Source organism: Methanosarcina sp. WH1 (genome assembly GCF_000970005.1).
Classification (GTDB): Archaea; Halobacteriota; Methanosarcinia; order Methanosarcinales; family Methanosarcinaceae; genus Methanosarcina.
The window spans coordinates 1881893-1904541 of the sequence record NZ_CP009504.1 but is presented as its reverse complement, the minus strand read 5'-3'; the positions used below and the strand labels follow the sequence as shown (position 1 = coordinate 1904541).

The 22649-nt window shown below is 41.8% G+C and carries 16 protein-coding genes, 1 tRNA gene and 5 pseudogenes; 10 read left to right on the top strand and 12 right to left on the bottom strand.

Annotated elements, in window-relative coordinates:
- Positions 1-134: 134 nt before the first annotated feature.
- Positions 135-991: pseudogene (locus MSWH1_RS20015) on the bottom strand (IS630 family transposase); the annotation flags it as partial.
- 1172 nt (positions 992-2163) lie between these two features.
- Between MSWH1_RS20015 and MSWH1_RS08375 the strand changes: the two are divergent.
- Positions 2164-3467, top strand: a pseudogene (locus MSWH1_RS08375) (ISNCY family transposase).
- A 222-nt stretch (positions 3468-3689) separates the two neighbouring features.
- A pseudogene (locus MSWH1_RS08370) lies at positions 3690-4400 on the top strand (IS630 family transposase); the annotation flags it as partial.
- A gap of 361 nt (positions 4401-4761) precedes the next feature.
- Here the strand turns inward: MSWH1_RS08370 and ppcA are convergent.
- Positions 4762-6342, bottom strand: a complete 1581-nt coding sequence (gene ppcA, locus MSWH1_RS08365) for a phosphoenolpyruvate carboxylase (RefSeq protein WP_048127687.1) — start codon at positions 6340-6342, stop codon at positions 4762-4764.
- A 395-nt stretch (positions 6343-6737) separates the two neighbouring features.
- Between ppcA and hcp the strand changes: the two are divergent.
- Positions 6738-7871: pseudogene (gene hcp / locus MSWH1_RS08360) on the top strand (hydroxylamine reductase); the annotation flags it as partial.
- Between the two features lie 485 nt (positions 7872-8356).
- The gene (locus tag MSWH1_RS08355; protein ID WP_048127684.1) at positions 8357-8563 is read left to right on the top strand and encodes a chemotaxis protein CheB; all 207 of its coding nucleotides are present in this window, start codon (positions 8357-8359) and stop codon (positions 8561-8563) included.
- A 161-nt stretch (positions 8564-8724) separates the two neighbouring features.
- On the opposite strand, the gene MSWH1_RS08350 is transcribed toward MSWH1_RS08355, so the two are convergent.
- From MSWH1_RS08350 to MSWH1_RS08335, 4 genes are all read right to left on the bottom strand, one after another.
- Positions 8725-9351 (bottom strand): PIN domain-containing protein, encoded by a 627-nt coding sequence (locus MSWH1_RS08350; RefSeq protein WP_048127682.1) that lies wholly within the window; start codon positions 9349-9351, stop codon positions 8725-8727.
- Positions 9344-9796 carry an STAS-like domain-containing protein gene (locus tag MSWH1_RS08345; RefSeq protein WP_231585364.1) on the bottom strand — a complete coding sequence of 151 codons (453 nt, stop codon included), beginning with the start codon at positions 9794-9796 and terminating at the stop codon, positions 9344-9346. Before MSWH1_RS08345 ends, MSWH1_RS08350 begins: the two co-directional genes overlap by 8 nt.
- 111 nt (positions 9797-9907) lie before the next feature.
- Positions 9908-10366 carry a DNA polymerase ligase N-terminal domain-containing protein gene (locus MSWH1_RS08340; RefSeq protein WP_048127678.1) on the bottom strand — a complete coding sequence of 153 codons (459 nt, stop codon included), beginning with the start codon at positions 10364-10366 and terminating at the stop codon, positions 9908-9910.
- Between the two features lie 161 nt (positions 10367-10527).
- Entirely contained in the window at positions 10528-10797 is a 270-nt protein-coding gene (locus MSWH1_RS08335; RefSeq protein ID WP_048130328.1) for a demethoxyubiquinone hydroxylase family protein, read from the bottom strand.
- Positions 10798-11388: 591 nt separating this feature from the next.
- Between MSWH1_RS08335 and MSWH1_RS08330 the strand changes: the two genes are divergently transcribed.
- Positions 11389-13599: a lectin like domain-containing protein gene (locus MSWH1_RS08330; protein WP_048127676.1), complete on the top strand. Its 2211-nt coding sequence runs from the start codon at positions 11389-11391 to the stop codon at positions 13597-13599.
- A 113-nt stretch (positions 13600-13712) separates the two neighbouring features.
- On the opposite strand, the gene MSWH1_RS08325 is transcribed toward MSWH1_RS08330, so the two are convergent.
- Positions 13713-13952, bottom strand: a complete 240-nt coding sequence (locus tag MSWH1_RS08325; protein WP_048127674.1) for a KEOPS complex subunit Pcc1 — start codon at positions 13950-13952, stop codon at positions 13713-13715.
- 71 nt (positions 13953-14023) lie between these two features.
- The gene (locus tag MSWH1_RS08320; RefSeq protein ID WP_048127672.1) at positions 14024-15361 is read right to left on the bottom strand and encodes a DHHA1 domain-containing protein; all 1338 of its coding nucleotides are present in this window, start codon (positions 15359-15361) and stop codon (positions 14024-14026) included.
- Between the two features lie 378 nt (positions 15362-15739).
- Between MSWH1_RS08320 and MSWH1_RS08315 the strand changes: the two genes are divergently transcribed.
- Positions 15740-15811, top strand: a tRNA-Gly gene (locus tag MSWH1_RS08315).
- A gap of 392 nt (positions 15812-16203) precedes the next feature.
- On the opposite strand, the gene MSWH1_RS08310 is transcribed toward MSWH1_RS08315, so the two are convergent.
- The 3 genes from MSWH1_RS08310 to purS form a co-directional block, all read right to left on the bottom strand.
- Positions 16204-16662 (bottom strand): pyridoxamine 5'-phosphate oxidase family protein, encoded by a 459-nt coding sequence (locus tag MSWH1_RS08310; protein ID WP_048127670.1) that lies wholly within the window; start codon positions 16660-16662, stop codon positions 16204-16206.
- Between the two features lie 182 nt (positions 16663-16844).
- Positions 16845-17543 carry a phosphoribosylformylglycinamidine synthase I gene (gene purQ / locus MSWH1_RS08305; protein WP_048127668.1) on the bottom strand — a complete coding sequence of 233 codons (699 nt, stop codon included), beginning with the start codon at positions 17541-17543 and terminating at the stop codon, positions 16845-16847.
- An 80-nt stretch (positions 17544-17623) separates the two neighbouring features.
- On the bottom strand, positions 17624-17875 hold the full coding sequence (purS, locus tag MSWH1_RS08300) for a phosphoribosylformylglycinamidine synthase subunit PurS (RefSeq protein WP_048130327.1): 252 nt from the start codon (positions 17873-17875) through the stop codon (positions 17624-17626).
- A gap of 564 nt (positions 17876-18439) precedes the next feature.
- Here purS and MSWH1_RS08295 point away from each other — a divergent pair.
- From MSWH1_RS08295 to MSWH1_RS08285, 4 genes and pseudogenes are all read left to right on the top strand, one after another.
- Positions 18440-19999: an asparagine synthetase B gene (locus MSWH1_RS08295; protein ID WP_231591943.1), complete on the top strand. Its 1560-nt coding sequence runs from the start codon at positions 18440-18442 to the stop codon at positions 19997-19999.
- A 124-nt stretch (positions 20000-20123) separates the two neighbouring features.
- Positions 20124-20882 (top strand): annotated as a pseudogene (locus MSWH1_RS19010) (right-handed parallel beta-helix repeat-containing protein); the annotation flags it as partial.
- A 6-nt stretch (positions 20883-20888) separates the two neighbouring features.
- Entirely contained in the window at positions 20889-21074 is a 186-nt protein-coding gene (locus MSWH1_RS20010; protein ID WP_082088073.1) for a hypothetical protein, read from the top strand.
- Between the two features lie 73 nt (positions 21075-21147).
- Positions 21148-21936 carry an AAA family ATPase gene (locus tag MSWH1_RS08285; protein WP_082088072.1) on the top strand — a complete coding sequence of 263 codons (789 nt, stop codon included), beginning with the start codon at positions 21148-21150 and terminating at the stop codon, positions 21934-21936.
- A 77-nt stretch (positions 21937-22013) separates the two neighbouring features.
- On the opposite strand, the gene MSWH1_RS08280 is transcribed toward MSWH1_RS08285, so the two are convergent.
- The gene (locus MSWH1_RS08280) at positions 22014-22589 is read right to left on the bottom strand and encodes a tetratricopeptide repeat protein (RefSeq protein WP_048127666.1); all 576 of its coding nucleotides are present in this window, start codon (positions 22587-22589) and stop codon (positions 22014-22016) included.
- Between the last annotated feature and the right edge of the window lie 60 nt (positions 22590-22649).

Below are 22649 nucleotides of genomic sequence, written 5' to 3'. Positions count from 1 at the left end.
TACCTTATAGTGATTGTGTAGCTGGAAAATCAGAGGCAATTTGATGAAATTTATGAATACTGTCAATTGATTTTTGACAAAAAATCGAAGCTTCTCACTAACTTTAATTTATACTGTCAAACTAAGGGTATAATTATGATTTTTTCTTCTAAGTATGTTGACTCAAGTCCTTTGAGATATTCAACGAATTCGCAGCTTCTATGCTGTTCAAATACTTTATAATAAATTATCCCAGATATCAAGTCAATTCCAGCTAATAGTGAAAGAGTCCCATATCTTTTATACTCATAATCTCTTGCTATTGTAGAATAATGCCCTTCTACTGGCATAAGATCTGGATAAGCATTTCCGATTGCCTGAATACCTGGTTTTTCATCGTAAGAAATAATCACAGTTTTAATTTCTTCTTTTTTTCTTTTTTTTCATTTAGTCTTTTAGCCTCTCTATATGTATTCAGGACATTGGCTGCTTTTTGATCAAAATCGGGATCAACTTTAGCAATGTAACAGCTAATCTTATGTGGTTTTATTTTGCTTGCATTGAGAATCTTTGAAATTGTCCCCTGATTTATCTTCGATAAATCAGGATGTTTCTCTTTGATACAATTCTCCCTGATATATTCAACAAGGAGCCTCTGAGTCCATATTTCATGAGGATAACCAAGATCTTTTGGTTTCATACAAGCAAGTGAGACTACCCAAGCTCGTGATTCAGCACTAATATCTTGAGGTCTTCCACTTCTTGATTTATCTACCAAGCCTTCTTTAACTCCAAGATCCAAAACTCTTTTTATCCATTCTCTCACAGTTTTGTAATCTACTTTCAAATCTCTGGAGATCTCAGTATCGTTTTTTCCCTGATAGCTCAAAAGTACAATCTTGGATCTTTCAACAATGCTTGCAGTTTGATTTCTAGAACGACTTAACTTGGTCAGATAGTCTAACTCTTGTTGAGTAAATGATAATTTGGGACGAAGACTTATGCGAGGCATAAGTACATTTATAGTCTTACTAATATAATGATTTATGCATATAATTCAGAATCGAAGCACTAGTATGTCTTATACTGATACAAAAACATATTCCGTGAGTTGGTATAATTATCTTGGCTCGAAAGTATTTACTGTATACACACAAGGGTATTTTGGGTATGACTTTAATTCTGTAGAGCCTCACCATGTAGATTCGTGGTATCAAAAACATATTATTTTCAATCCTTGGCAGGTTTCTAACTGGCAAGAAGGTGGGCAAGCAATTTCTAGTACTCTTGCAGAAGTTTATTGTAGCGGGCGCTACAGTTGGGGATATACAATCGCTGGTAACTACTTCGCGGTACAGGATAAATATATCAAAGTTTATATAACGTGTAATAGATTTGGACAGACCAGTGGTGGATGGATAGATAATTAATTAAATGATTGCAAAAAGACGGTTATGAAGTAGAAGTATTGGATTTTTAAGTAGAGTTACTGAAAGCTTTTAGCGCAAAATTGCAATACTTTTTCAAATATTGCAATTTTGCTTATTTTTAGATCTAAATTAATGACACTGAGATTTATATCGAAAGGGACTATAACTATATGAATTATAATTTAAACTATAGTGACATTCTAACTGTAATCGAAAAAGATGTGCAGAATATATGATGCATAAGTCCTAAAGATCAATTAACCCAAACCAGATTATTATAAGGATGAGTTTTCTCATGACGAAGAAATCAATTTATAAAATATAATTTATTATTTTTTTTATTATATTTTTGATTTTCGTTGTATCTTTGGTACTATTTACACCAACACACGTTGAATCGGAAATGTCAGTTGATACAGAAACGTCATTTCAAGAATTGCAAGTAAGTAGCTTACTTATGAAATTTGAAGGAACTACTAAACCCGAAGTTAAAACTATTCTCGGAAACTGCAACTCTATAAACGAGCCTGCGACCCTTTTAGACTCTGGCTTGTTACTTATTGACTAGCTAACAAGCTAATCAGTCAGCTATTTATATGAGAGAGGATCTCGCCGAAATTATGGCAAAATTACAGAAGAATAAAACTAATGGTAGTTATGACTCAGTTCCAAAATCTAGTGATAAAAGTAAGTGTAACATCACTACATAAAATTTATAATTTTATAATTATGTAATGATGTTACGGCACAAACAATGGTAACTATAAATCTTACTCTTAATAACTTTTCTGAACTACCGGTTCTTTTAGACCTTTTTGCTCATTTTGGAAACGATTATGAATATACTACACGAGGAATTTTTCGTAGAAAAATTCCTCCAGCATGTCCCATATGCGGTACTCCTATGGTTCATAATGGCTATAATTCATACACTAAACAGGGTCTTGGAGGAACCAATATTGGTCGATATAAATGTTCAAATTGCCGTAGTACACAGGAAGAAAATCATAGTTTTTGGGAAGATATGAAGACTTTACTTTTTGATTCATTCAATAATTTTTTCCAAGTACTCAGATACCATAACGTTTCATATGATGGAATTTCTGCTATAATGGATTTCATATATCCAAGATCAAGAAGCACTATTTTAAGAGCATTCAACAAAGAAATGGAACAAGAAAATGTTCCAAAATCTGAAAATATACGCATAGTGCATTATGATGAACAACACCCAAAAGAAGGACGTTGCCAGAAATACCGTTTAACCATACTGGATGCTAAAACCCAAAGGCCGTTAGCAGATGAACTTTTTGATGACAAGAGTTCAGATACCATTAAAAAATTTCTACAAAAAAATCTCGATACATCAGAGTCTGTGTTTATAGTTACAGATTTTGATAATAAGTATCCTGAAATCTTAAAGGAAGTTTTTGGGAATAATTTAGTGCACCAATATTGCTTGATGCACCTGAACAAGCTTATATTAATGATTTTCCAAGGAAAATAACAATTGAACAGGAATTATTGAAATATAGATTATTGAACATATTTTACAATCGTGAAAATGAGATTAAATTCCTGGAAAGGCTCCTATCTGAGGAACTTAAGGTGATTAATAATGAAAAAAGACATAAAGAATGGATTAAAAGGGCAAAAATAGAATTTAGTCAATTTAGGCAAGAATTAAAGCTTGGAAGAAGACGAAATAAGGAGAATCTTCCACTTCACAGTATTGAAAAGTCAAAAAACAACTTTGACAAATTAATGGAACAAATAAGAACATATGACGAAGTGATTCAAAAACGATTGTGGATGATCAATAAACACTGGTTTAATCTTACTTTGTTTCATTATCTTCCTGGAGCTCCAGCGACAAATAACCCTATTGAAAGTTATTATTCAAAAAGTCTAAAAACTGATAGCAAGAAGCAGTTCAGAACCAACAAGGGAATTGAGAATCAGATAAAACTTGCTGAAATGAAAAGAGCGAATCTACTCCAGAAACCAGAAAAATCACTCATGGAGTTGTTCAGATTATTTACTCCATTTAAGCTGTAGTGAGTTATTTTTATCTAAATTTTACTTAAGGGAATAGCGGAGCGTATCGATTTTAGTTGAAAAAGTCAGAAAAAATATCAAATGAATAAACTGATTCTTTGGCATTCTTGCCAAAGAATTTGTTTCTCAAGATTATTGCAGCTTTTTCAGGTAGTAGCAGAGAAAATTGTAGGTTTAAGGGAGGAACAATAAGAGAAATCACTAGATTATGGAATTGTGTCAAGTATCAGACTTATTTTGAAAAAAAGCAAAATTAAGCCCTGACTGAAAAAGATGTGGTGCATTAAGACAATTGATTCCGAATACAGAAAGAGGATGTACGATGTTCTTGACCTATACGAAGAAGATTACGACCCGAAAAGACCTATTGTCTGTCTCGATGAGAAACCAAAACAACTTATCGAAGATAAGATAACACCAATTCTAATGAAGCCTGGAAGTCCAGAGAAGTATGATTATGAGTATATAAGGAATGGAACAGCAAACATATTTATGGCTGTGGAATTCAAAGCGGGAAAAAGGATAACTCAAGTTACTGAAAGAAGAACAATGATAGATTTTGCACAATTTATGAAAGATCTTGTTATCGAAGAATATTCAAAAGCTGAAGTCATCAGACTGGTTACGGATAATCTAAATATCCACAAAGAAAAATCATTCTATGAGACATTTAGCGAAGAAGAAGCAAAAAAGATACTGGAAAAAATAGAGTTCCATTACACACCAAAGCATGCGAGTTGGCTAAATGCTGCAGAAATAGAGATTAATGTGATGGATACACAATGTACAAAAAGGCGAATACCTGACATAAAAACACTTAGCAAAGAAGTAGATGCATGGATGCAAAGAAGGAATAAGAATAAAAAGAAAATAAACTGGAAGTTTACGAAGAAGAATGCTGATGAGAAGCTGTCAAAACATTATGTGTCATAATTAAATTGTCACGATACTAGATTATATATCTGACCCGTACCACGTCATTCGCCTTATTATGTCGTGTTTGTCACACTCGACGCAGGAGAGCAGTCTTTCCGATAAAGAAGAAGAAAAAAGCAAAAAAGTAAAAGCTGCTAATAAACTTGGAAGTAAGAAACGAGAACCAAACAGGTCAAAGAGACCGAAAAAACGGTAGTGAGTAAACCAAACAAAAGTGAATTCTATTTGAAAAACACTCTTTCTTAAACCTCTTTTTTATTTCTCTCTTTTTTGAAAAACCGCCAGACAAGCTGGCGGAGGCAATTATATTTACCTGTGAATTGAAAAGCAGTTTCGGGGGTTAAGGAAAGTTTTGCCCTCAACCCAGAGCCCTTCTTATTTTCCCCATTTTGGTAAGGGTCGAGCACACAAGCTGCGAGACTTCCTCATCCATGCAGCTCCCTGCCGTACCCGCCTGCAGGAGGTCAGGCTGCATCATCTCAAGCAGGATGCGGTATGAAGGTTCGGGCCTGGTTTCAAGGCTGAAGGTATCTCGCAAAACCTCGATGTCTTTACGGACTTCCTTAAAGCATGCTCCGGAAAGGAAACGGGAAGCTACATTGAGGTCCAGGTAGCCGGATGCGAAACTCAGGTCACTCGCAAGGGAGGGGAAATATTTAGTAAGCAGCTTTTCACAGGCCTCATCGCCAAGTTTTTCCCGTGCTTCTTTGAGAGCAGTACCGGTACCTATGAACTCCGGAGGCAGGCCTATTGAATAGAGGGCGCCGGTAAATTTGATAGCCCGCGGGAGGTGCAGGGCTTCTGCAGGCATGCTGGCATTTAGCTCTTTTCCGATGTCGCTGCGGCAGAGGCTTACTATGCCTGAAATATCGGGGGCGCTTCTTGAATAACCGCCGCTTCCCCTGTGCATCAGGCGGTCCCGCTGCTGGGGGAGGAGGCCGGCAAGCTGGTTTATGGTAGAGGACAGTTCACGGATAATGCGACTGTACCTTGCACCGAAAATCCCTATAAGGTTTACAAACTCTTCCTTTTCTTTGCCGGAAAAGGGCTCGGGGGTTTCGGGCAGCTTCTCCTTTGCAAGGTTTACCAGGGCTTCAGCATCCCCTTTCCCATGGCTGTACCTGACAGCTGACTGCAGGGTGATTGTTTCTATGCCCCTGTATTCCCTGAAGAAGTTTTCCGCATTTTTAAGGTCCAGGTGCCCTCTGAAAGGCAGAGTCCCGGCTCCGAAGATTATGCCTGTTTCGGTATCGAGTTCGGAGTCAAGTTCGGAAATTCCGTTTATGGCGTATTTGCATGAAAGGGTGCTTGCCACATGCCCGAAAGAGAGGGCAGAGTCGGATTTGCCCAGGAAAACCCTGAATTTTTCAGGGGCTGTCCCAAAACGTTCTTTCCAGGCAAAAAGTGTATTTTCGGCAAGTTCCTTTGCATGCAGCAGCGCAGGAGCGTCCTCTATAAGAGGGATTATGTGAGGGACCTCCATCGCAAACCCGAACTCTTTTTTTGCAAGCTCGCTTACGTCCACCATATGCTGCTGGGCATCAAGGATTTCCTTTACCGTGCCTGTCATGGGGTGTACGAATTCATTGATTGCCTGTACATCAGAGTATTCAAGAGCCCCGTGGTTGGCTTCGGCAATGGACATCATGACCATAAGCTGCCTGAACCGGTTTTCCTGAACCGCACTTGGAGCCCTCGGCGTGATAAAAACATCTTTTCCGGGCACAAGGTCTGTTTCTTCTATTAATTTGGATACGATCTGGACATTCTGATGATAGGGAGTTGCCTTTCCCTCATAATCCGGCATATATTCGTCACAGCCGAATACCACCGCAGCTTCAATAGCTTCCCCTGGCTCTTCCTGCGTAGAGATATACCTTGACGCAGAGTCCGGGTGCTGGGTGCACATAACTTTCGGATAAGTAGTTTTCATGCTCATGAAATTGAACCCTCACTGCTTGACAGGGTAAATTTTTAGATTTTCCCTTCTTCTTGCTGGCCAGCGGACCAATTGTTTACCGGTCTTATTGTCAACCGTAAAATAAACTCAAAATGATAGCGAAAGAGAATGTTTACTTAGTGATAAATGTTTTCGTTAACAATGGGTTGACATTCAGGTATCGGCTTTGAAACTGTTTGCTATATATGATTTGGTACCATATAGAAACTGGTATCATAATAATAGTAGTATTAAAAAGATATTGCGTTTAAGAGCGGCAAAAAGTATCATAAAACTACAGAAAACATTGAAAAGAAAGGGAAAATAGGAAATTAACTGTGTAAATAGATTTGAGGTGAAATCAAATATGTTCTGTAATCAATGTGAAGAAGCACTTTCCGGAAAAGGGACTGGTTTCTACAACAGACGACAGTGTGGGAGTGGAGGCTCTCATCGGTCTTGTTCTGGAATGCGGGCAGAAAGGCGTCTCAACCCTCGCCCTGCTTGACAAAGCAAATACCGAAACTTACGGGAATCCCGAGCCTACTGCAGTTAATATAGGTGTGAGAGACAGCCCAGGCATCCTTATCAGTGGGCATGACCTGTGGGACCTGGAACAGCTCCTTGAGCAAACAAAGGGTACAGGAATCGATGTCTACACTCATGGAGAGATGCTGCCTGCAAATTCATATCCTGTCTTCAAGAAATACGGCAACTTCGCAGGTAACTACGGGAATGCCTGGTGGAAACAGAACGAAGAGTTTGAAAAGTTCAACGGCTCGATCCTCATGACGACCAACTGTATCGTTTCCCCCAGGGATTCATACAGAAACCGGATCTACACTACAGGGGTTGTGAGCTTTGAAGGACTCCCCCACATAGATGAAAAAGAAGACGGCAAAAAGGACTTCTCCGCCCTCATCGAACAGGCAAAAACGAGCAAACCCCCTGAACAACTGGAAAGCGGGACAATTGTCGGAGGTTTTGCTCACGAAGCAACCCTCGCTGTTGCGGATAAAATCATAGACGCAGTAAAAACCGGAAAGATCAGCAGGTTCATGGTCATAGCAGGCTGCGACGGCAGGCACAAAGAAAGAGCCTACTACACAGATTTTGCAAAAGCTCTTCCAAAAGACACTGTCATCCTGACCGCTGGTTGTGCCAAATACCGGTACAACAAACTCGACCTTGGCGACATTGGAGGAATCCCGAGAGTTATCGATGCCGGGCAGTGCAATGACTGTTACTCGCTCGTGGTAATAGCCCAGAAGCTTGCAGAAGCCTTCGGGCTTGAGGACATAAACGATCTGCCTGTTTCCTACAACATAGCCTGGTACGAACAAAAAGCAGTGCTTGTCCTGCTTGCCCTCCTGAGCCTCGGCATAGAGAACATCACCCTGGGTCCGACGCTTCCGGCCTTTGTCTCTCCGAACGTCCTCAAAGTGCTGGTAGAAAACTTCAACATCAGGCCTAACACTACAATCGAAGAAGACATGAAAGTGCTTCTGAAGCTTCCGGAAAGCAAATAGGAAAAGACGGAAACTCCAGAGGAAAAGCCCGCGGAAAAACCAAAAAATCCTCAGGATCACCCGAAAAACCCACAGGATGTTCAGAAGCCGCAGAACAACCAGAAAACCTCGCAGAGTACTAAAAAGAAGCTGGAAAAACCTGTGGAAAAACCAGAAACGAAAACCAGAAAGTTCTGGCTTAGTTACATACCTTTTGTTAATAAATTTTTAAAGTAAGAGAGGATTTAAATCCCTCTTACTCAACTATTTTTTCAGTCTAATACCCCGCAGCTTGCTGCGGTGTGTGCCAGTTTGAAATTTGTAGCAAAACCCACCGGTGATATTACCTGGTAGAGACGCATCTGCTGGTGGGCCGGCTGCGCTCGAAAATATATTTCCAGCTATTCCCAACGACACCAATCCCGCAGCATGGCGTTTATCCTGGTGCAGCACCTGACCCCTAAACACAAGAGCATTCTCGCAACCTGACAGGATGCTATACACGGATGCCGGTTTATGAGGTCAAAGACGGAATGGTCGTCCAGCCTGACTGTGTCTACGTCATCCCGCTTAACCACGACATGATTTTTCAGGCTGATACGTTGAAGTTCCGGAAACTTACCGCAACCAGCGACTCACCAAATATAATATTGGATGCTCTATGTCTATTGCCACTGGTTTTTCAGTTAAACTGCAGAAGATCTGTGCTTTGAAATATCTCCTAAAATTGATAATGTTTATGGATTCCATAACTCTAAGCTCATCTTAAAAAATAGAGAATAGGAATGTGCTGACTGTAAAACTAAACATGGGAAACCCATGAATCTAATGGATTACTCTCCTCACATTCTTTAAATCAGATATTATTTCCTGCTCACCTGTGATGAAACAGCTTCTCGTTTGCGGTCAGGATCTCAACACCCATGTCGCTGAAGTCCTTGTCGTGGGTTACAAAGACCAGGCCTTTTTCGCGGCAGATTTCTGCAAAGAGAAGGTCATTAAAGTCGTACTTTCCCTGCTCAAAGAAACGCATGATTTCAGGCAGGTCTATAACTTTTAAATCGGGGTCGCAGGCAAGGGTATTTCTGAGGATTTTTTTAACGTTTGAGGCGATATCTACAGCAATGGGACGAAAGCTTAATGAGTTTCTGAAATCCTTGAACCTTGAATAATCTGTCTGCTGTTTGAACTCGATTCTTGAGAAGGCATTAATAAATTCCGAGATAATCATGCAGTTTATATAGATAGTGCCGTTTGATTCCCGGATTTCTCTTAACATTCTGGAATATATGGCAGACCTCTGGTCAGGCCAGCCTATAGGACCGTAAATATAGAGCCAGATATTGGTGTCAAAAAAATAATTCTGTTCGGCAGGAAAATCATACGTCGCTGTGGAATGGATAGGAGCAGGGCTCGGCTTTACAGGCAGGGTTTTTCCAGGACGAAGTTTCACACTGCGCCTTAAAGGATAAACTGTTGCGCGGTGGATACTCTTATGCATCTTCGCCTCCGATCACATCCCTGAGAGCCTTTCTGCAGGAATATGCATGTTCAAAATAGCCTTTTGCTCTCTCCATGACTCTCTTTATGGAAGCCTCATCTTCAGGGTCAAGGTCCGTAAAAGAAAGGTTTTTCTCAATCAGTTCAGCCGGAAAAGTTCCGTAAAGTTGCCCCACAGCTGCGTTCAGAAAGGCAGGTGTAATTTCGTTAGTCTCTGCAAAAGAGAGATCAACCTTCCTGTTTTTGTGGAAATCGTCTGCAATCCTGTCATGCACTTTTTGTCCATCACAGGCTGCAACACAGCAACTGCTTCCTGCAGTCTCAATAATTCTTACTTTCACCCTCTCTTCCGTAACTTTCCCCATATTATCACTCCTGCATCTGTTTAAGAAGCCCAGTTTGAGTCTAAGGTATGAGCCTGTAAACCCCTGCGTCAGAAATTTCATCGTGTCTATTTACCCTGATCAAGCTGCCCTTAAGTTACTTTTAAATTTACTATCAATAATCTTTATCGGTTAACTACAAATTATATTAATCAGTTGAGTTCCAATAACTTTTCAATCGGCTTTTTTCTTAAAAAAAAGCCACCCTTTACCCTTTTTACCGTAGTTTGTCCTTATCAGCACATAAACCCCTTTCAGCCCTTCCCCCTCAAGTGTGACAGTAATTTCTTTCTCGTTACGCTTCAAAAGCTCAAAAGTACCTTTATCCCAGATTTCAACCTTACCGGCTCCGTACTCTCCTTCTGGGATTTTTCCCTCAAAATCGGCGTATTCGAGTGGGTGGTCTTCAGTCTGGATGGCAAGCCTCCTGATGCCGGCTTTTTTAGGCGGCTCCTTAGGGACTGCCCAGCTTTTCAGGACTCCGTCCATCTCCAAGCGAAAATCATAATGAAGGTTGGTTGCATCATGGCGCTGGACCACAAAAATAGGTTTACCGGAACTTTTTTCTAACTCATTAACTGGAGGTTCGGAGGTCTTTTTAAAATCTCTCTTCTTCGCATATTCCTCAAGCATGGAAGATCAATAGAAAATATGGCGGTGTCGGGTATAAATGATTATGTGGTAAAGCTTAAAAAAGAGGCTTGCGAAAAAGATACCTGAAAATCTATGAAGAAAATTCATATAAAGTTAAAAAAGCCATATAAAGTTAAAAAAGGTCTCTAACTATTTTTCATTTATCTTCTGGCAAGTGCATAATCTGCATAAATCTTTAAAAACTCCTCATCAGTCTGAAGGAGCACGGTCTCAAACATGGCTACATGAACCTTTTCCTCCCTGGCGATGTCAAGGAGAATTGTACGGATCTCCTCGTTTTTTGTCAGGTTTGCCATCTGTTCATAGATGTTTATAGCATCCAGTTCTGCGATCATTGCGGCTCTCAGGATTTCCTTATCAAGGTCTTCCTGGCTGGTATTCTCAAGGTCTGCAAGTGTTTCCGAAAGCAGGCTTTCTCCCCCCTGTAAGTATGCCTTATAAGAGTATGGGAAGGCAAACTTAATGTCTCTTTCTATTGGAAACACTCATTAGAACAGATCCTTGTTAAACATTAAATAATCAGAAGAAAGACCACAACAGTATCTACAAATTAACTTATTTTTGCCCCTTATAATGAAAAGATAGTTTTCCAAGAATAAAATATGTTAAAAAAAATCTAATTTTACTATATATATATTTTTGCATTCATACCAATTTATCTATTTTGAACAAAAAGGAAATATCAGGCTATTAAAACCTATTTTTCGAAAATATATTCATATTTAGAGGCTATTTAATACAAAAAAAAACTTAATTACTTTTTGTAAAAAATATATGCTGTTAGAAAAGAACTTGTACATAAATTTAATAAATTAACAGTACTAATACTTATTCAAAAGAAATTTACTGGGGAATATTAATTATACTGATGATTGATGAAGATCCACTTATGATTTGTATATAGTCCAGAGATTTGAATCTCGAAAAAGCCCTCTGTACAAGTCACTCCGTACTATCTCAGCCAGTTATCTAAAAATCGATACTATCCGAGGCCGAAATTCTTGAAAAAAATAAATTCTCTCCTGCTTGCACTTACAATCTTATTTTCGTGTTTTTCCGGCAGCCCGAGTTTTGCTGCCGGAAGTACCGAAAACTTCGAGCCGTCCCCTAAAAATACATCTCTTTCAGAACCTATGATTGAAACGGCTCCTCTGAACCCCGAGTTTCTGGATCTTGAACGATCAGATCCAGCTGGTTCCTTCTCACCTTCTGACGGCAGGGGCATTTCAGGCACTGGATATACTCCTTCTCCGGTAAGCCTATCGGGGCTCTCAAAGCCTGCGGAAAGGCTATTGTTCAGGGCATCAGGTTCGGAACTCCCTGAAACCTATGACCTGCGTGAGGAAGGACAGGTCACCTATGTGAAGGACCAGGGACAGACCGGAAGTTGTTGGGCTTTTTCGAGCCTTGAATCCCTTGAATCTTATATCCTGGGGACAGAAGGAGAATATCGAGATTTTTCCGAAAATAACATGAAAAATTTAGTTACAAAATATTATTCAGACGGTTTTGACCTTACTGTCAATGACGGTGGGAATGCCTTCATGTCCATGGCATATCTTGCCCGCTGGTCCGGGCCTGTAAACTACTCCGAAGACCCTTTTAGCGAAACTTCTACCTACTCTCCGACAGGACTTCCTGTGCAAAAACATGTCCAGGAAGTGCTTATACTTCCCGGGAGAACTGGACCCCTGGACAATGAGGTGATCAAAGAAGCTCTTATGGATTACGGAGCTGTGTACTCCACAATGTACTGGAGCTCGTTTTATTACCAGAAGAATAACTGTACCTATATATGCACAGATTCAAGTAATGCCAATCACGCAATAACTATCGTAGGCTGGAACGATTCTTTTGATAGGAACATGTTCAAACAGGTACCCCCCGGGGACGGAGCTTTTATTATAAAGAACACCTGGGGAGAAGCCTGGGGAGAAGAAGGATACTTCTATATTTCTTACTATGACACCAGGCTCGCATACAAAGAAAACGCCGTGTTTACTGCTGCAGAGAAGGACAACTTTGACTGCATTTACCAGTATGACCCACTCGGATGGATAACCTCTTTTGGATACCCTGACTCTGGATATTTAACTGCCTGGGGCGGCAATGTATTTTCTTCGAGAGGAAACGAAAAACTTGAAGCTATAGGATTCTATACCACAGATCTTGATACGGCTTATGAGATATATGTTTACAAAAACCCGACTAATGGCCCTCTTAACCAGGAAAGGAATTTTGTTGTAAAAGAAAACGGAACATGCTCATTGCCTGGCTACCATACTCACCTGCTGAATTCACCAGTAAACCTGACTTCCGGAGAGAAATTTTCAGTGGTTATAAAGTTCAGCAATCCTTTCTTCCTGTACCCTCTTGCAATTGAGCAGCCATTTTTCGGTTATAGCAGCAAGGCACAGGCTAATTCCGGAGAGAGCTATCTAAGTTCGGATGGAGTCAACTGGAAAGACCTGACATCAGAGGCTGGATGTTCAGAAGCAAACCTCTGCATAAAAGCTTTCACTACTGTTAATGACCTCCCTGATACTGACTTTTCTTCAAATATCACCAGCTGGGTTTCTCCTCTTACAGTCCAGTTTACCGATCTCTCGCAGAGTGCCTTTTCCTGGGAATGGGATCTGAATGGAGACGGAATTGTGGACTCAACAGCCAAGAACCCGGTCTACACCTATAGCTCCTACGGAAATTATACTGTCTCACTGAATATAAGCAACAGGAACGGGCCTGACTCAGAGACAAAGAGCAATTACATAACAGTGACTCCACTCACTATTCTCTCTGCAAACCCAGGGGAAAATATCACGACCTATGAAGGGGAGGAGCAGGAGTTCAGTATCAGCACAAACCATGCCAGCACTGTAACCTGGTACCTTAACGGAGTGGTAAAGCATTCTGAATCCGGTGTTAAAAGCAGTTCCTATTCCGGTGCTTCCTCTCCCGGAATTTATAACGTTACCTCAAGGGCCTTAACAGGGAGTGAAACGGCTATACGCACCTGGAACTGGACAGTCCGTGACTGGAACCCCTGGGACAATTCGACCTCTCAGGGAGGAAAAAATATAAGTACAGAAGAACTCCAGGAAGCAATACATGTCTATAAAAACAGTCTTCCGGTCCCTGCTACAGAAGTAGAACTAACGAGTGAAAGGCTCGAGAAACTTATAAAGCTCTGGTATGAAGGACATGCAAATTAAAAAACAGTTTAACAACAACCGGGAAAGAGAATCCAGATTTCCCGTTTCTTTTCTTAATTTCATTTCTTAATTTCATTTCTTAATTTCATTTCTTAATTTTTACTTTTCCCTTCTTATTTTTCGTTCTCCAGAGTCTGTTCAACTCCCTCTCCTATTTTCACATTCATAAGAAAATCGTCAACGGTTGCAAGAAGAGAGCCAATTTTTTTGGAATGAAACCACACAGCAACTCTTTCATCACTGATTTCACTTTCCATACTCCTCAGGTTGTCCGGGGAAAGGGCTTTCAGGATTCTGGCTGCAGACTTTCTTGACTTCGGGTCAGAGAACTCAATTGTACCTGTGATTTTCATAAACATGCCCCATGCGTTTTTAAATTTTCCTTTCTTTTATTTACTTTTATTTGCTATTGTTTTCTTTGCCTTTACTTTGCCTTCCCACTGGTGTTTTTCCTGAGCTGGTCTCCTATTATCTGGTCTACGATATTCAGGAACTCCTCCGCACTTCCTAATGGAATTGAGGCTCCGGATGCGACACTGTGTCCGCCTCCGCTTCCGCCGACTGCGCCTGCAGCTTCCCTGAGGGCAAAGGCAAGGTCAAGACCTTTTGATACAAGTTCACGGGTACCCCTAGCAGAAACCTTCAGGATTCCCTCGGATTCGTTTACACAGATGAAAGGGAATTCGGGATGAAGGTATCTGACTACAGTTGTGGCAAGGCTTCCTGTGGAAAGGGTATCAACCGTGTTGATATACCAGATATTTCCCCCTTTGCGAATTTTTCCCACATTTTCCCGGACATCCACGGCAAGGTTCTTTTCATGTTCCTTTGTAAGGGTGAGGGCTTCATCAACAATAGTTGAGTCTTTAAGGCAAAGAGCCAGGGCAAGCCCGTAAACCTTCTGCTTCCCGCAGGTATTAAGAATGGAGATGAAATCATAGACATTGTGCACCAGTTCCAGATTAAGCAGGAAGGTATCTCCGATGACAGCTTCAATTGCTTCGGGACTTGCCTGTTTGACAAGTTTCAGGGCAATGGCGCTGGCAAGTTTTGTTATCTCTTCCGCAGACAGGTCTTCAATGTTTCCGGATAGCCCTAGCTGGTTTAAGAATTCCGCTGCTTTTTCCGGGTAACCGGTTACATCCAGAAAAGGTTCTGTGCTGTACGCGAGCACATCCGCAAGGTTTCCGTCCCCTACCTTCAGCCCTTTCCTGATTGACACAACTCCTGCTTTCAGGGCTTCTTCCAGAATAAAGGCATTGGCAGTTTGGAAAAGCTGCCTATCTCCAACTGCCCCTGCAATTGCCAGCCCTGCAAGGTCGATGTTTCCGGTCCCGAGTTCTCTGGCTACAAGATAGCACGTGCCGGAAGCCGAGATGTCTGTTGCCCCGTCGATTCCTACCATATGGGCGTTTACCACGGCTTTTGCGGGGGAATGCCCTACTGGCTGGTGATGGTCAATCACCACGACGTCAGCCGCCACCTTGCCTATAAGCTCAGGTTGTCCACTGCCCATATCACAGAAAATGACCAGGTCTCCCTGAGAGATACCACTGTTCACTTCTTCAATCACAGCCCCGTCTAGTTTTCCTGCTATTGAAAGCTGGAAACCGATGCCTGCCCTTAGCAGGGCCTGAGCCATAATTCCGGCTGAAGTCAGCCCATCAGCATCATTATGTGAAACTATGCGCACAAATCTATGCTTCCGGATTTTATCGGCTGCATTTTTTGCAAGGTTAATCAGTTTTTCAAGCTCGCTCAAAACCCATCACTCATAAAATTCAATATAAAAGTAAGAAGACAAGTACAGAGATCGATATATTATAGAGATATATAATACTTAGTTGCCAGCTCACGAAAGATGCCATCTATACTGGCTTGATAATATAAAACACAATTCCCCACAATTGTACAGGGAATAGATTCTAATCAAAGAATTAAGAATAAGGAAAAGAAATACAGTAAAAGCAAAAAGAACATACCTGACAGGCAAATGGAAAACCAATACTGTCGGAACTAAAACGGGATTTTTTTCCTGGACCAGGACATACAAAAGGACATACAAAATCTCTCCCGGGGTCAACTTAATTAATAAGAAATTATATAGTTAAAAAAGCGATGGGCACCCTGCCAACCTTGTACATCAGTAGTGTAGCGGTCATCACCGGGCGTTGCCAACGCTCGAACCCGGGTTCGAATCCCGGCTGATGTATATTTATTATTCAATTAAGGTATTTCAGTCTCAATTTTCTTTCTTTTTTCAGGGCTGCCAGACAAGCTGGCGAAGGCGCTTATATTTACTTATAAATTAAAAAGTGGCTTCCGAACTTAAGGAAAGTATTCTCTCATCCCGTGGACATTTTTTCAGCTTATTGTTTCTCGTTGTTGCGGGGTCGTTTTCTCGGTTGTTTTTGATCTGGGTGGAAGGCGGGCTCAGGCCCAGCGCGACGCAGGGAGAAAAAACTGAGATTTCTCTATCTAGCCCCGAAGAGGTATGCTAATTATCAGATAAGGCAACAAAAGGTTTATTGTTAAATTTTCATGTTTACAGTACTTTACAGTAAACTCTTCATTGAAGGCTTTAACAATTAAGAGAAAAGCAGATTAAAACCCGCTTTCTTTCCCGGTCATCGTCTCAATCTCGATCTTAATCACACACAGCCTGTTAACCTTCCACTCTTCAAACTCAAACAGCCCCTTTTTTCCGTAATGTTCCGAAAGCACGGTAAGCCCCTCGACTTTTTCATTGTAATCTTCCAGGAACTTTGCCTGCCCGTGCCCGATGACACTCCTGTAGCGGACGTTATAATTGCAGGGGTCGTCAGCAGTGATCACTTCGGTTTCGATGTTGGCTTCGAAACAGACCCAGGGGTTCTTTTTAAGAATCTCGATTTTCCTGCCCTCCCGGGAGCTGTGGAGATAGATAGCGTTTTTCTTATAGCCAAAGGACATGGGGACGATATAGGGGGTTTCTGAATCGGAAAGGGCGAGACAGAGGTATTTTGCAGTTGAAAGGACGGCTTCTATTTGCTGTGAATCCTGAATTACTTTCTGGCTTCCCATTATTTTCACCTTGAAGAAACTGGTTGGTTGTCCCTGGTTACACGGAACAGGAGATATAACAAAAGATCATATCGGAATAATACCAACCAATTAACCAGGGAGCACCTGAAAAATAGAAAACTGGACAAAAAAAGTTTGAGTTAGCAGAAAACTGAACTCAATTTAAAGAAATAAAAAGTGGATTAAAAGTTTTCAGTAATATAATCCGCCATGGACTCAAAAACCCTTCTTCCGTCATCCGAACCGAGGATTGATTCGGAAGCTCTTTCTGGATGGGGCATGAGACCAAGAATGTTTCTTGAAGCGTTTACTATTCCTGCAATGTTTTCCAGAGAACCGTTTGGGTTGGCTTCATCTGTTACTCTTCCTTTCTCATCTACGTAACGGAAAACGACCTGCTCGTTTTTGTCAAGCTCTTCAAGGGCCGGCTCTTCAGCAAAGAACTTGCCTTCCATATGGGCAATGGGCATCCTTATCACCTCGCCGTTCCTGAACCTCGAGGTAAAGGGAGTATCAGTTGTCTCGACCCTGAGATTGGTCCAGTGGCACCTGAATTTCGGATATTCGTTTGTAGTAAGAGCTCCTTTGAGCAGCCGGGCTTCGGTCAGCACCTGGAAACCGTTGCAGATCCCAAGCACAGGTTTTCCTTCGGATGCTATTTTTTTTACGGAATCCATAATCGGAGTTCGGGCTGCAATAGCCCCTGCCCTGAGGTAATCTCCATAGGAAAAGCCGCCCGGAACAACGACTCCGTCAAATCCGGCCAGGTTTTCTTCTTTGTACCAGACAGTTTCGGCATCCACACCAACCACGTCTTTAAGGACATATTGGACATCCATGTCGCAGTTTGTGCCCCCGAACTGAATAATGGCAATCTTCATCTTTTTCCCTCAATCTTCCTTTAGTATTTTTAAAACATTTTGTTTTCTGGATTTTCAATCCATTTGTTCCCGGGGAAACCTCAGTTAAGTTCCTTGAGCTTTATAGTATAGTTGTGGATGATTGGGTTTGCAATAAGCTTCTGGCACATCTCATCAACTTTCTGCTCCGCAACTTCGGCAGATTCGGCTTCGAGGACGATTTCGTATAGTTTTGCGGTCTTTACGCTTTCAACTGCATATCCAAGGTGCCCGAGAGCTCTTTTAGCTGTGGTGCCTTCAGGGTCAAGCATGCCTGCTTTCTGCTCAATAGTTATTGTTGCCTGGTACTGCATCTTTGTAAGCCTCAATTTTGAATTTAAAATTAATCGGAATTCCACCTGCTTTTCGGTAGCCTGAATGCGGCATCAGGTGAAAGAGAAGGTGAACTTTAAGGTAAACAATTTCCGGTCTGCACCATAATAATTATAAGATGCTTAAAAACATTGCGTATATTGGAAGACATAGATAAAAAACTTCCTTTATAACAGGCAAAAGTGACATAAAAAGTGCAAATACTAAAAAATAGAAAAACCGGTACGAATGAGAATAAAAAAGGCTGTTTTCAGGGTAAGGTGAAGTATTTCTTATCCCGAGGTATTTTCATAGTATCAATTTTTCTTAATTGCAGCACTGGCTTGAAGATTCTTTTTTACTAACATGGTTGGATGGCCTGGATCCCATGCTGCGCAGGGAGAAAATACTGAAAGCTTTCTTCCCGGACCCCGAATTGATCAACCAGTTAATCAGGGACCACAACATTTTTTGACCAGGGATTTTTAACCTGCATTGGCAACACATTTTTCCGGATCGATCTACTTCACGGACAATGTCCCATCTTCAGACCGTTTGGAGATGCATTGCCAGAAGATTGCAAAATAATAAATACAGGGCTGCGCTCGTGTATACCGGACAGAAAGGACAGGAAAAAAGGTGTAATCATGTGCGGAATAGCAGGAGTTTTCGGAACCCCTGACAGTAATATGGAAGTAAAGAGGATGCTTGCAGTTCTGGGACACAGGGGACCTGATGCCTGCGGGACCTATACGGCAGGAAACCTGAGCATAGGAAATACCCTTCTAAAAATAACAGGAGATATGCCCCAGCCGCTTACAGGGAAAGGAGCTCTCGTACTCAATGGAGAGTTATTCAATTTTCGCGAGCTTGCAGCTGAGAAAGGGATAAAAACCGATTCCGATACAGAACTTCTTTTTTCACTTCTAGAAACCAGGGTAAAGGAAGGAAGTACACCAATAGACGCTGTCTGCTCCACACTTTCTAAAGTAAACGGGGACTATGCCCTTGCATATGCCTGCGGAGGAGAACTTGTACTTGCAAGGGACCCTTCAGGAGTGAAGCCCCTTTATTACTGCTCCGGAAAAGGAGCAGAAAAGCCAGAAATAGCCTTTGCCTCCGAAAAAAAAGCCCTTGCTTTTATCGGCAGAAAAGCAAAGTCCTTTCCTCAGGGAGGGATTCTGGGTTTCAATACCGAAAACGAGAAAGTCACAGAAAAAACCCCTGAAGGATACCTGAAGAGAAAATCCCCTGAGAAGAGAATTTACGCCGAAAAAAAGGCTTTATTTCACCTGAAAACAGCCCTTGAAAAGGCTGTGGAACTCAGGCTTACCCCGGCTGCGGGAATTGCATTTTCAGGGGGTATTGACAGTACCTTTTTAGCAGCCCTTGCAAAATGTCTTGATCCTGAGATCCCCCTTTATGCGGTTGGGCTTCCGGATTCTCACGACGTTGCTCAGGCAGAGAGTGCAGCTGAGGCTATCGGAATGAAGAGAAACCTGAAAGTCCATTTCCTTTCCCCTGAAGAAATAGAGGCAGCAATCCCTCAGGTAATTTATGCAACCGAATCTACTGACCCGATGACTGTGGCAATAGGGCTTCCTCTCTACATAGTTGCAAAAACTGCAAGAGAAGATGGAAAACGAGTCCTTCTGACCGGACAGGGGGCAGATGAACTCTTTGGAGGATACAGGAGGCATGAGGAGTTTCTCGAAAAGGGGGCTGAGGTACTCGACAGGGAGATTTACTCGGACCTTGAAAACATCTCAAAAATTAACCTTGAAAGGGACGATATGGTTACAATGGCCAATTCTGTGGAACTCAGGGTGCCCTTCCTGGATAAAGAAGTAATAAAAACCGGGCTTGCAATAAGCCCGGAGCTTAAGGTACTGAAAAAAGACGGCTTTTATACACGAAAATATATTCTCAGAAAGGCGGCAGAAGGTCTGATCCCTCCGGAAATTCTCTGGAAAAAGAAAAAAGCAATGCAGTACGGGACAGGAGTACAGAAGGTGATCGACCGGCTTGCCAGGGATTCGGGCTTTTCTAAAAAGCAGGGGGAGCACATAGAAAGATACCTTATGCAAATTGCTTCGAAAAAGGACTCCGGGTTTATAAATAAATGAGAAGCAATTGAGAGGTTGTAACAGTTAGCTTCGTTCAAAAAATTTTATTTTTTATGCTATATATCTATGAATAAAGCTGATCGACAACGCAGGCTGGGCTGCCGCAAAATCCCTCAACCAGTAGATGAGCAGTTCGGGAAATAACAACATTACGATAAGAGGTTTCGAAGTTGACGGAAAACATGACAAAAACACCGACGTCGCCAGAGGTAAAAACTACTATAACGTGATTTACTTTATTCATTGCAACGATGTAAAAGTATATGATATGTACATACACGACGAGCATGGAGACGGGCTGAGGATAAAATATGGAGAAAATGTTCAGTTTTACAATAACACGGTATATAAACTAGGGCATGACGGCATGTTTGCAATCGAGTGCACGAATGTAGAAGCCTGGAACAATACGATAACCTGCAGGACAAATACCGGGCTCAGGATATGGACACGAACCCGAATATTGACTGGGTCGGGCGGTATCGTAGCAAGCGGATTCCATGATATCCTTATTGAAAACAACGTGTTTGACGGCGTATACCAACCATGTTGCCGTTGTCCTCATGTATTCTGCAGACACTTCGACAGACTTTTACCAAAAGGCACGGGATACACAACTACTGTCAGCAATAACATCATTACAAACACCCTGCAGTGAGTAAAAGATCCTGCCGAGACAGGGTACGGGGTAACTAACTACCTTTCGGGAACCCACACCCTTGTACTGGAAAACAGCTGTTTCTACAACAACACAGAAGGGAACTATAAAAATGCAACATCGGCATCTGATATCTATCTGGACCCCTTCTTTGCTGACCTCGAAAATCATGATTATCACCTCAGGTCAACAGCCGGCTGCCGGGACGGGAGTGAATGGGTAAAGGATAGTGTGAACGTAAGGCGCGGAAACACTACGTATGTGTCCCTATCAGGGACTCCCCTGAACCGCCTCCGGAATTTCTGGTTCGTCTTCAGGGTTCATACTTACCTTCAGAACGCATTCCGGAGCGTAGAGCAGGAAATAATAAATACCTGTGTTCCTAATGTTTTGAAAAAAGCCGGCACAAATGAGTAAGTATAAACAGTTTGAGAGTTATATTCGAGTAGAAAATTATTACATTTGATTTATAACCAAAATTTAAGGGGGAATTCAAATAAAAATAGCAATTACCGGAAAAGGCGGTGTTGGAAAAACTACCCTCTCAGGCACTCTGGCAAGATTGCTTGCAAGAGACGGATACGAAGTCCTGGCAATAGATGCAGACCCGGATATGAACCTGGCATCTTCCCTAGGGATCGAAAACCCCCCAACGCCCCTTGTTGATTTCAAAGACCTCATTCAGGAAAGGGCAGGTACCGAAGGCGGGGCTTTTATCTATAACCCAAAAGTGGACGACATTGCAGGCAAATACGGAGTAATAGGGCCTGACGGAGTCAGGATGCTTGTAATGGGTACTGTGGATAAGGGAGGAAGTGGGTGCATGTGTCCGGCATCAGCCTTCCTCAGGGCTCTTCTAAGGCACCTGATGCTTAAGGAAAAGAGTGCAGTTATCCTGGACATGGAAGCCGGAATCGAGCATCTGGGAAGAGGTACCACACGCGGAATGGACCTTATGATTGTGGTGGTGGAGCCGGGAGCCCGGTCCCTTGAAACAGCCGAAAGGATTAAAAAACTCTCTTCCGAGATTGGGATAAAACATATTGCTGCCGTAATTAACAAAGGAGGCGCTGGAAAAGTCAACGCCAGGCTTGAAGAGCTTGGCATTTCGGTGCTTGGAGAAATTCCTTTTGACCAGCAGTTAATGCAGGCTGACCTGGAAAAAAGGGCACCTATTGAAATCGGCGGTGAAGCTGTTAATTCCATAGTGAAAATCAAAGAAAAACTCATAGAAACCGTTGAAGAAATCAAAAAAGAAAACGAGGCTAGTAAAAAATAAAGGCTGAAACACAGCCCCTTCAATTTTTTCTAATTATTTCCTGATTTTTTCCTGTAAATTTTTTGTATTTTTCAGGCTCAATTAAAGTTGCTGTCCGGAGAATCCGTTAGAGTCCCCTTTTTATAAATAAGCCCCAAGAGCCTCAGCTTTTTCTCCCTGATAAGGGTGTCAGTAGGGTCTATTTCCAGAGCTCTGTCGTAAGCTTCCATAGCCTCTCCGTATCTTCCAAGATTTTCCAGAACCGAACCTTTCTGGTACCAGGAGAAGACATCCTCGGAGTTGACCTTAAGGACTTCATCATAGCACTCTATGGCTTTTTCAAAATCCTTTAAGTTATTGTAGGCAAAACCCTTGAGGCACTTTATTCCCAGGTGATCAGGATTGAGTTCTAGAGCCTTATTATAACATTCAAGAGCTTCCTCGGACCTTCCCATTCTATCCAGGACAAAACCTTTCTGGATCCAGGAATCAAGGTACATGGGGTCCAGATTTAAGGCTTTATCATAGAGCTTAAGTTTGTCTTCATAATTATCAGCCTCACCTGCTGTGATAAGGAGCTGTCTGGGATCCTCGGTTTCTTCAGTTTTTCCTGCCGCTTCCAGCTCCTTTTGTTTTATCTTAGCACTTTCTGTGGTATTTATTTCCTCTACCATATCGGAATCCTCCGTTTTCAGATAAAGATTTATTCGGACCCTTTTCGAATTCGAATTATA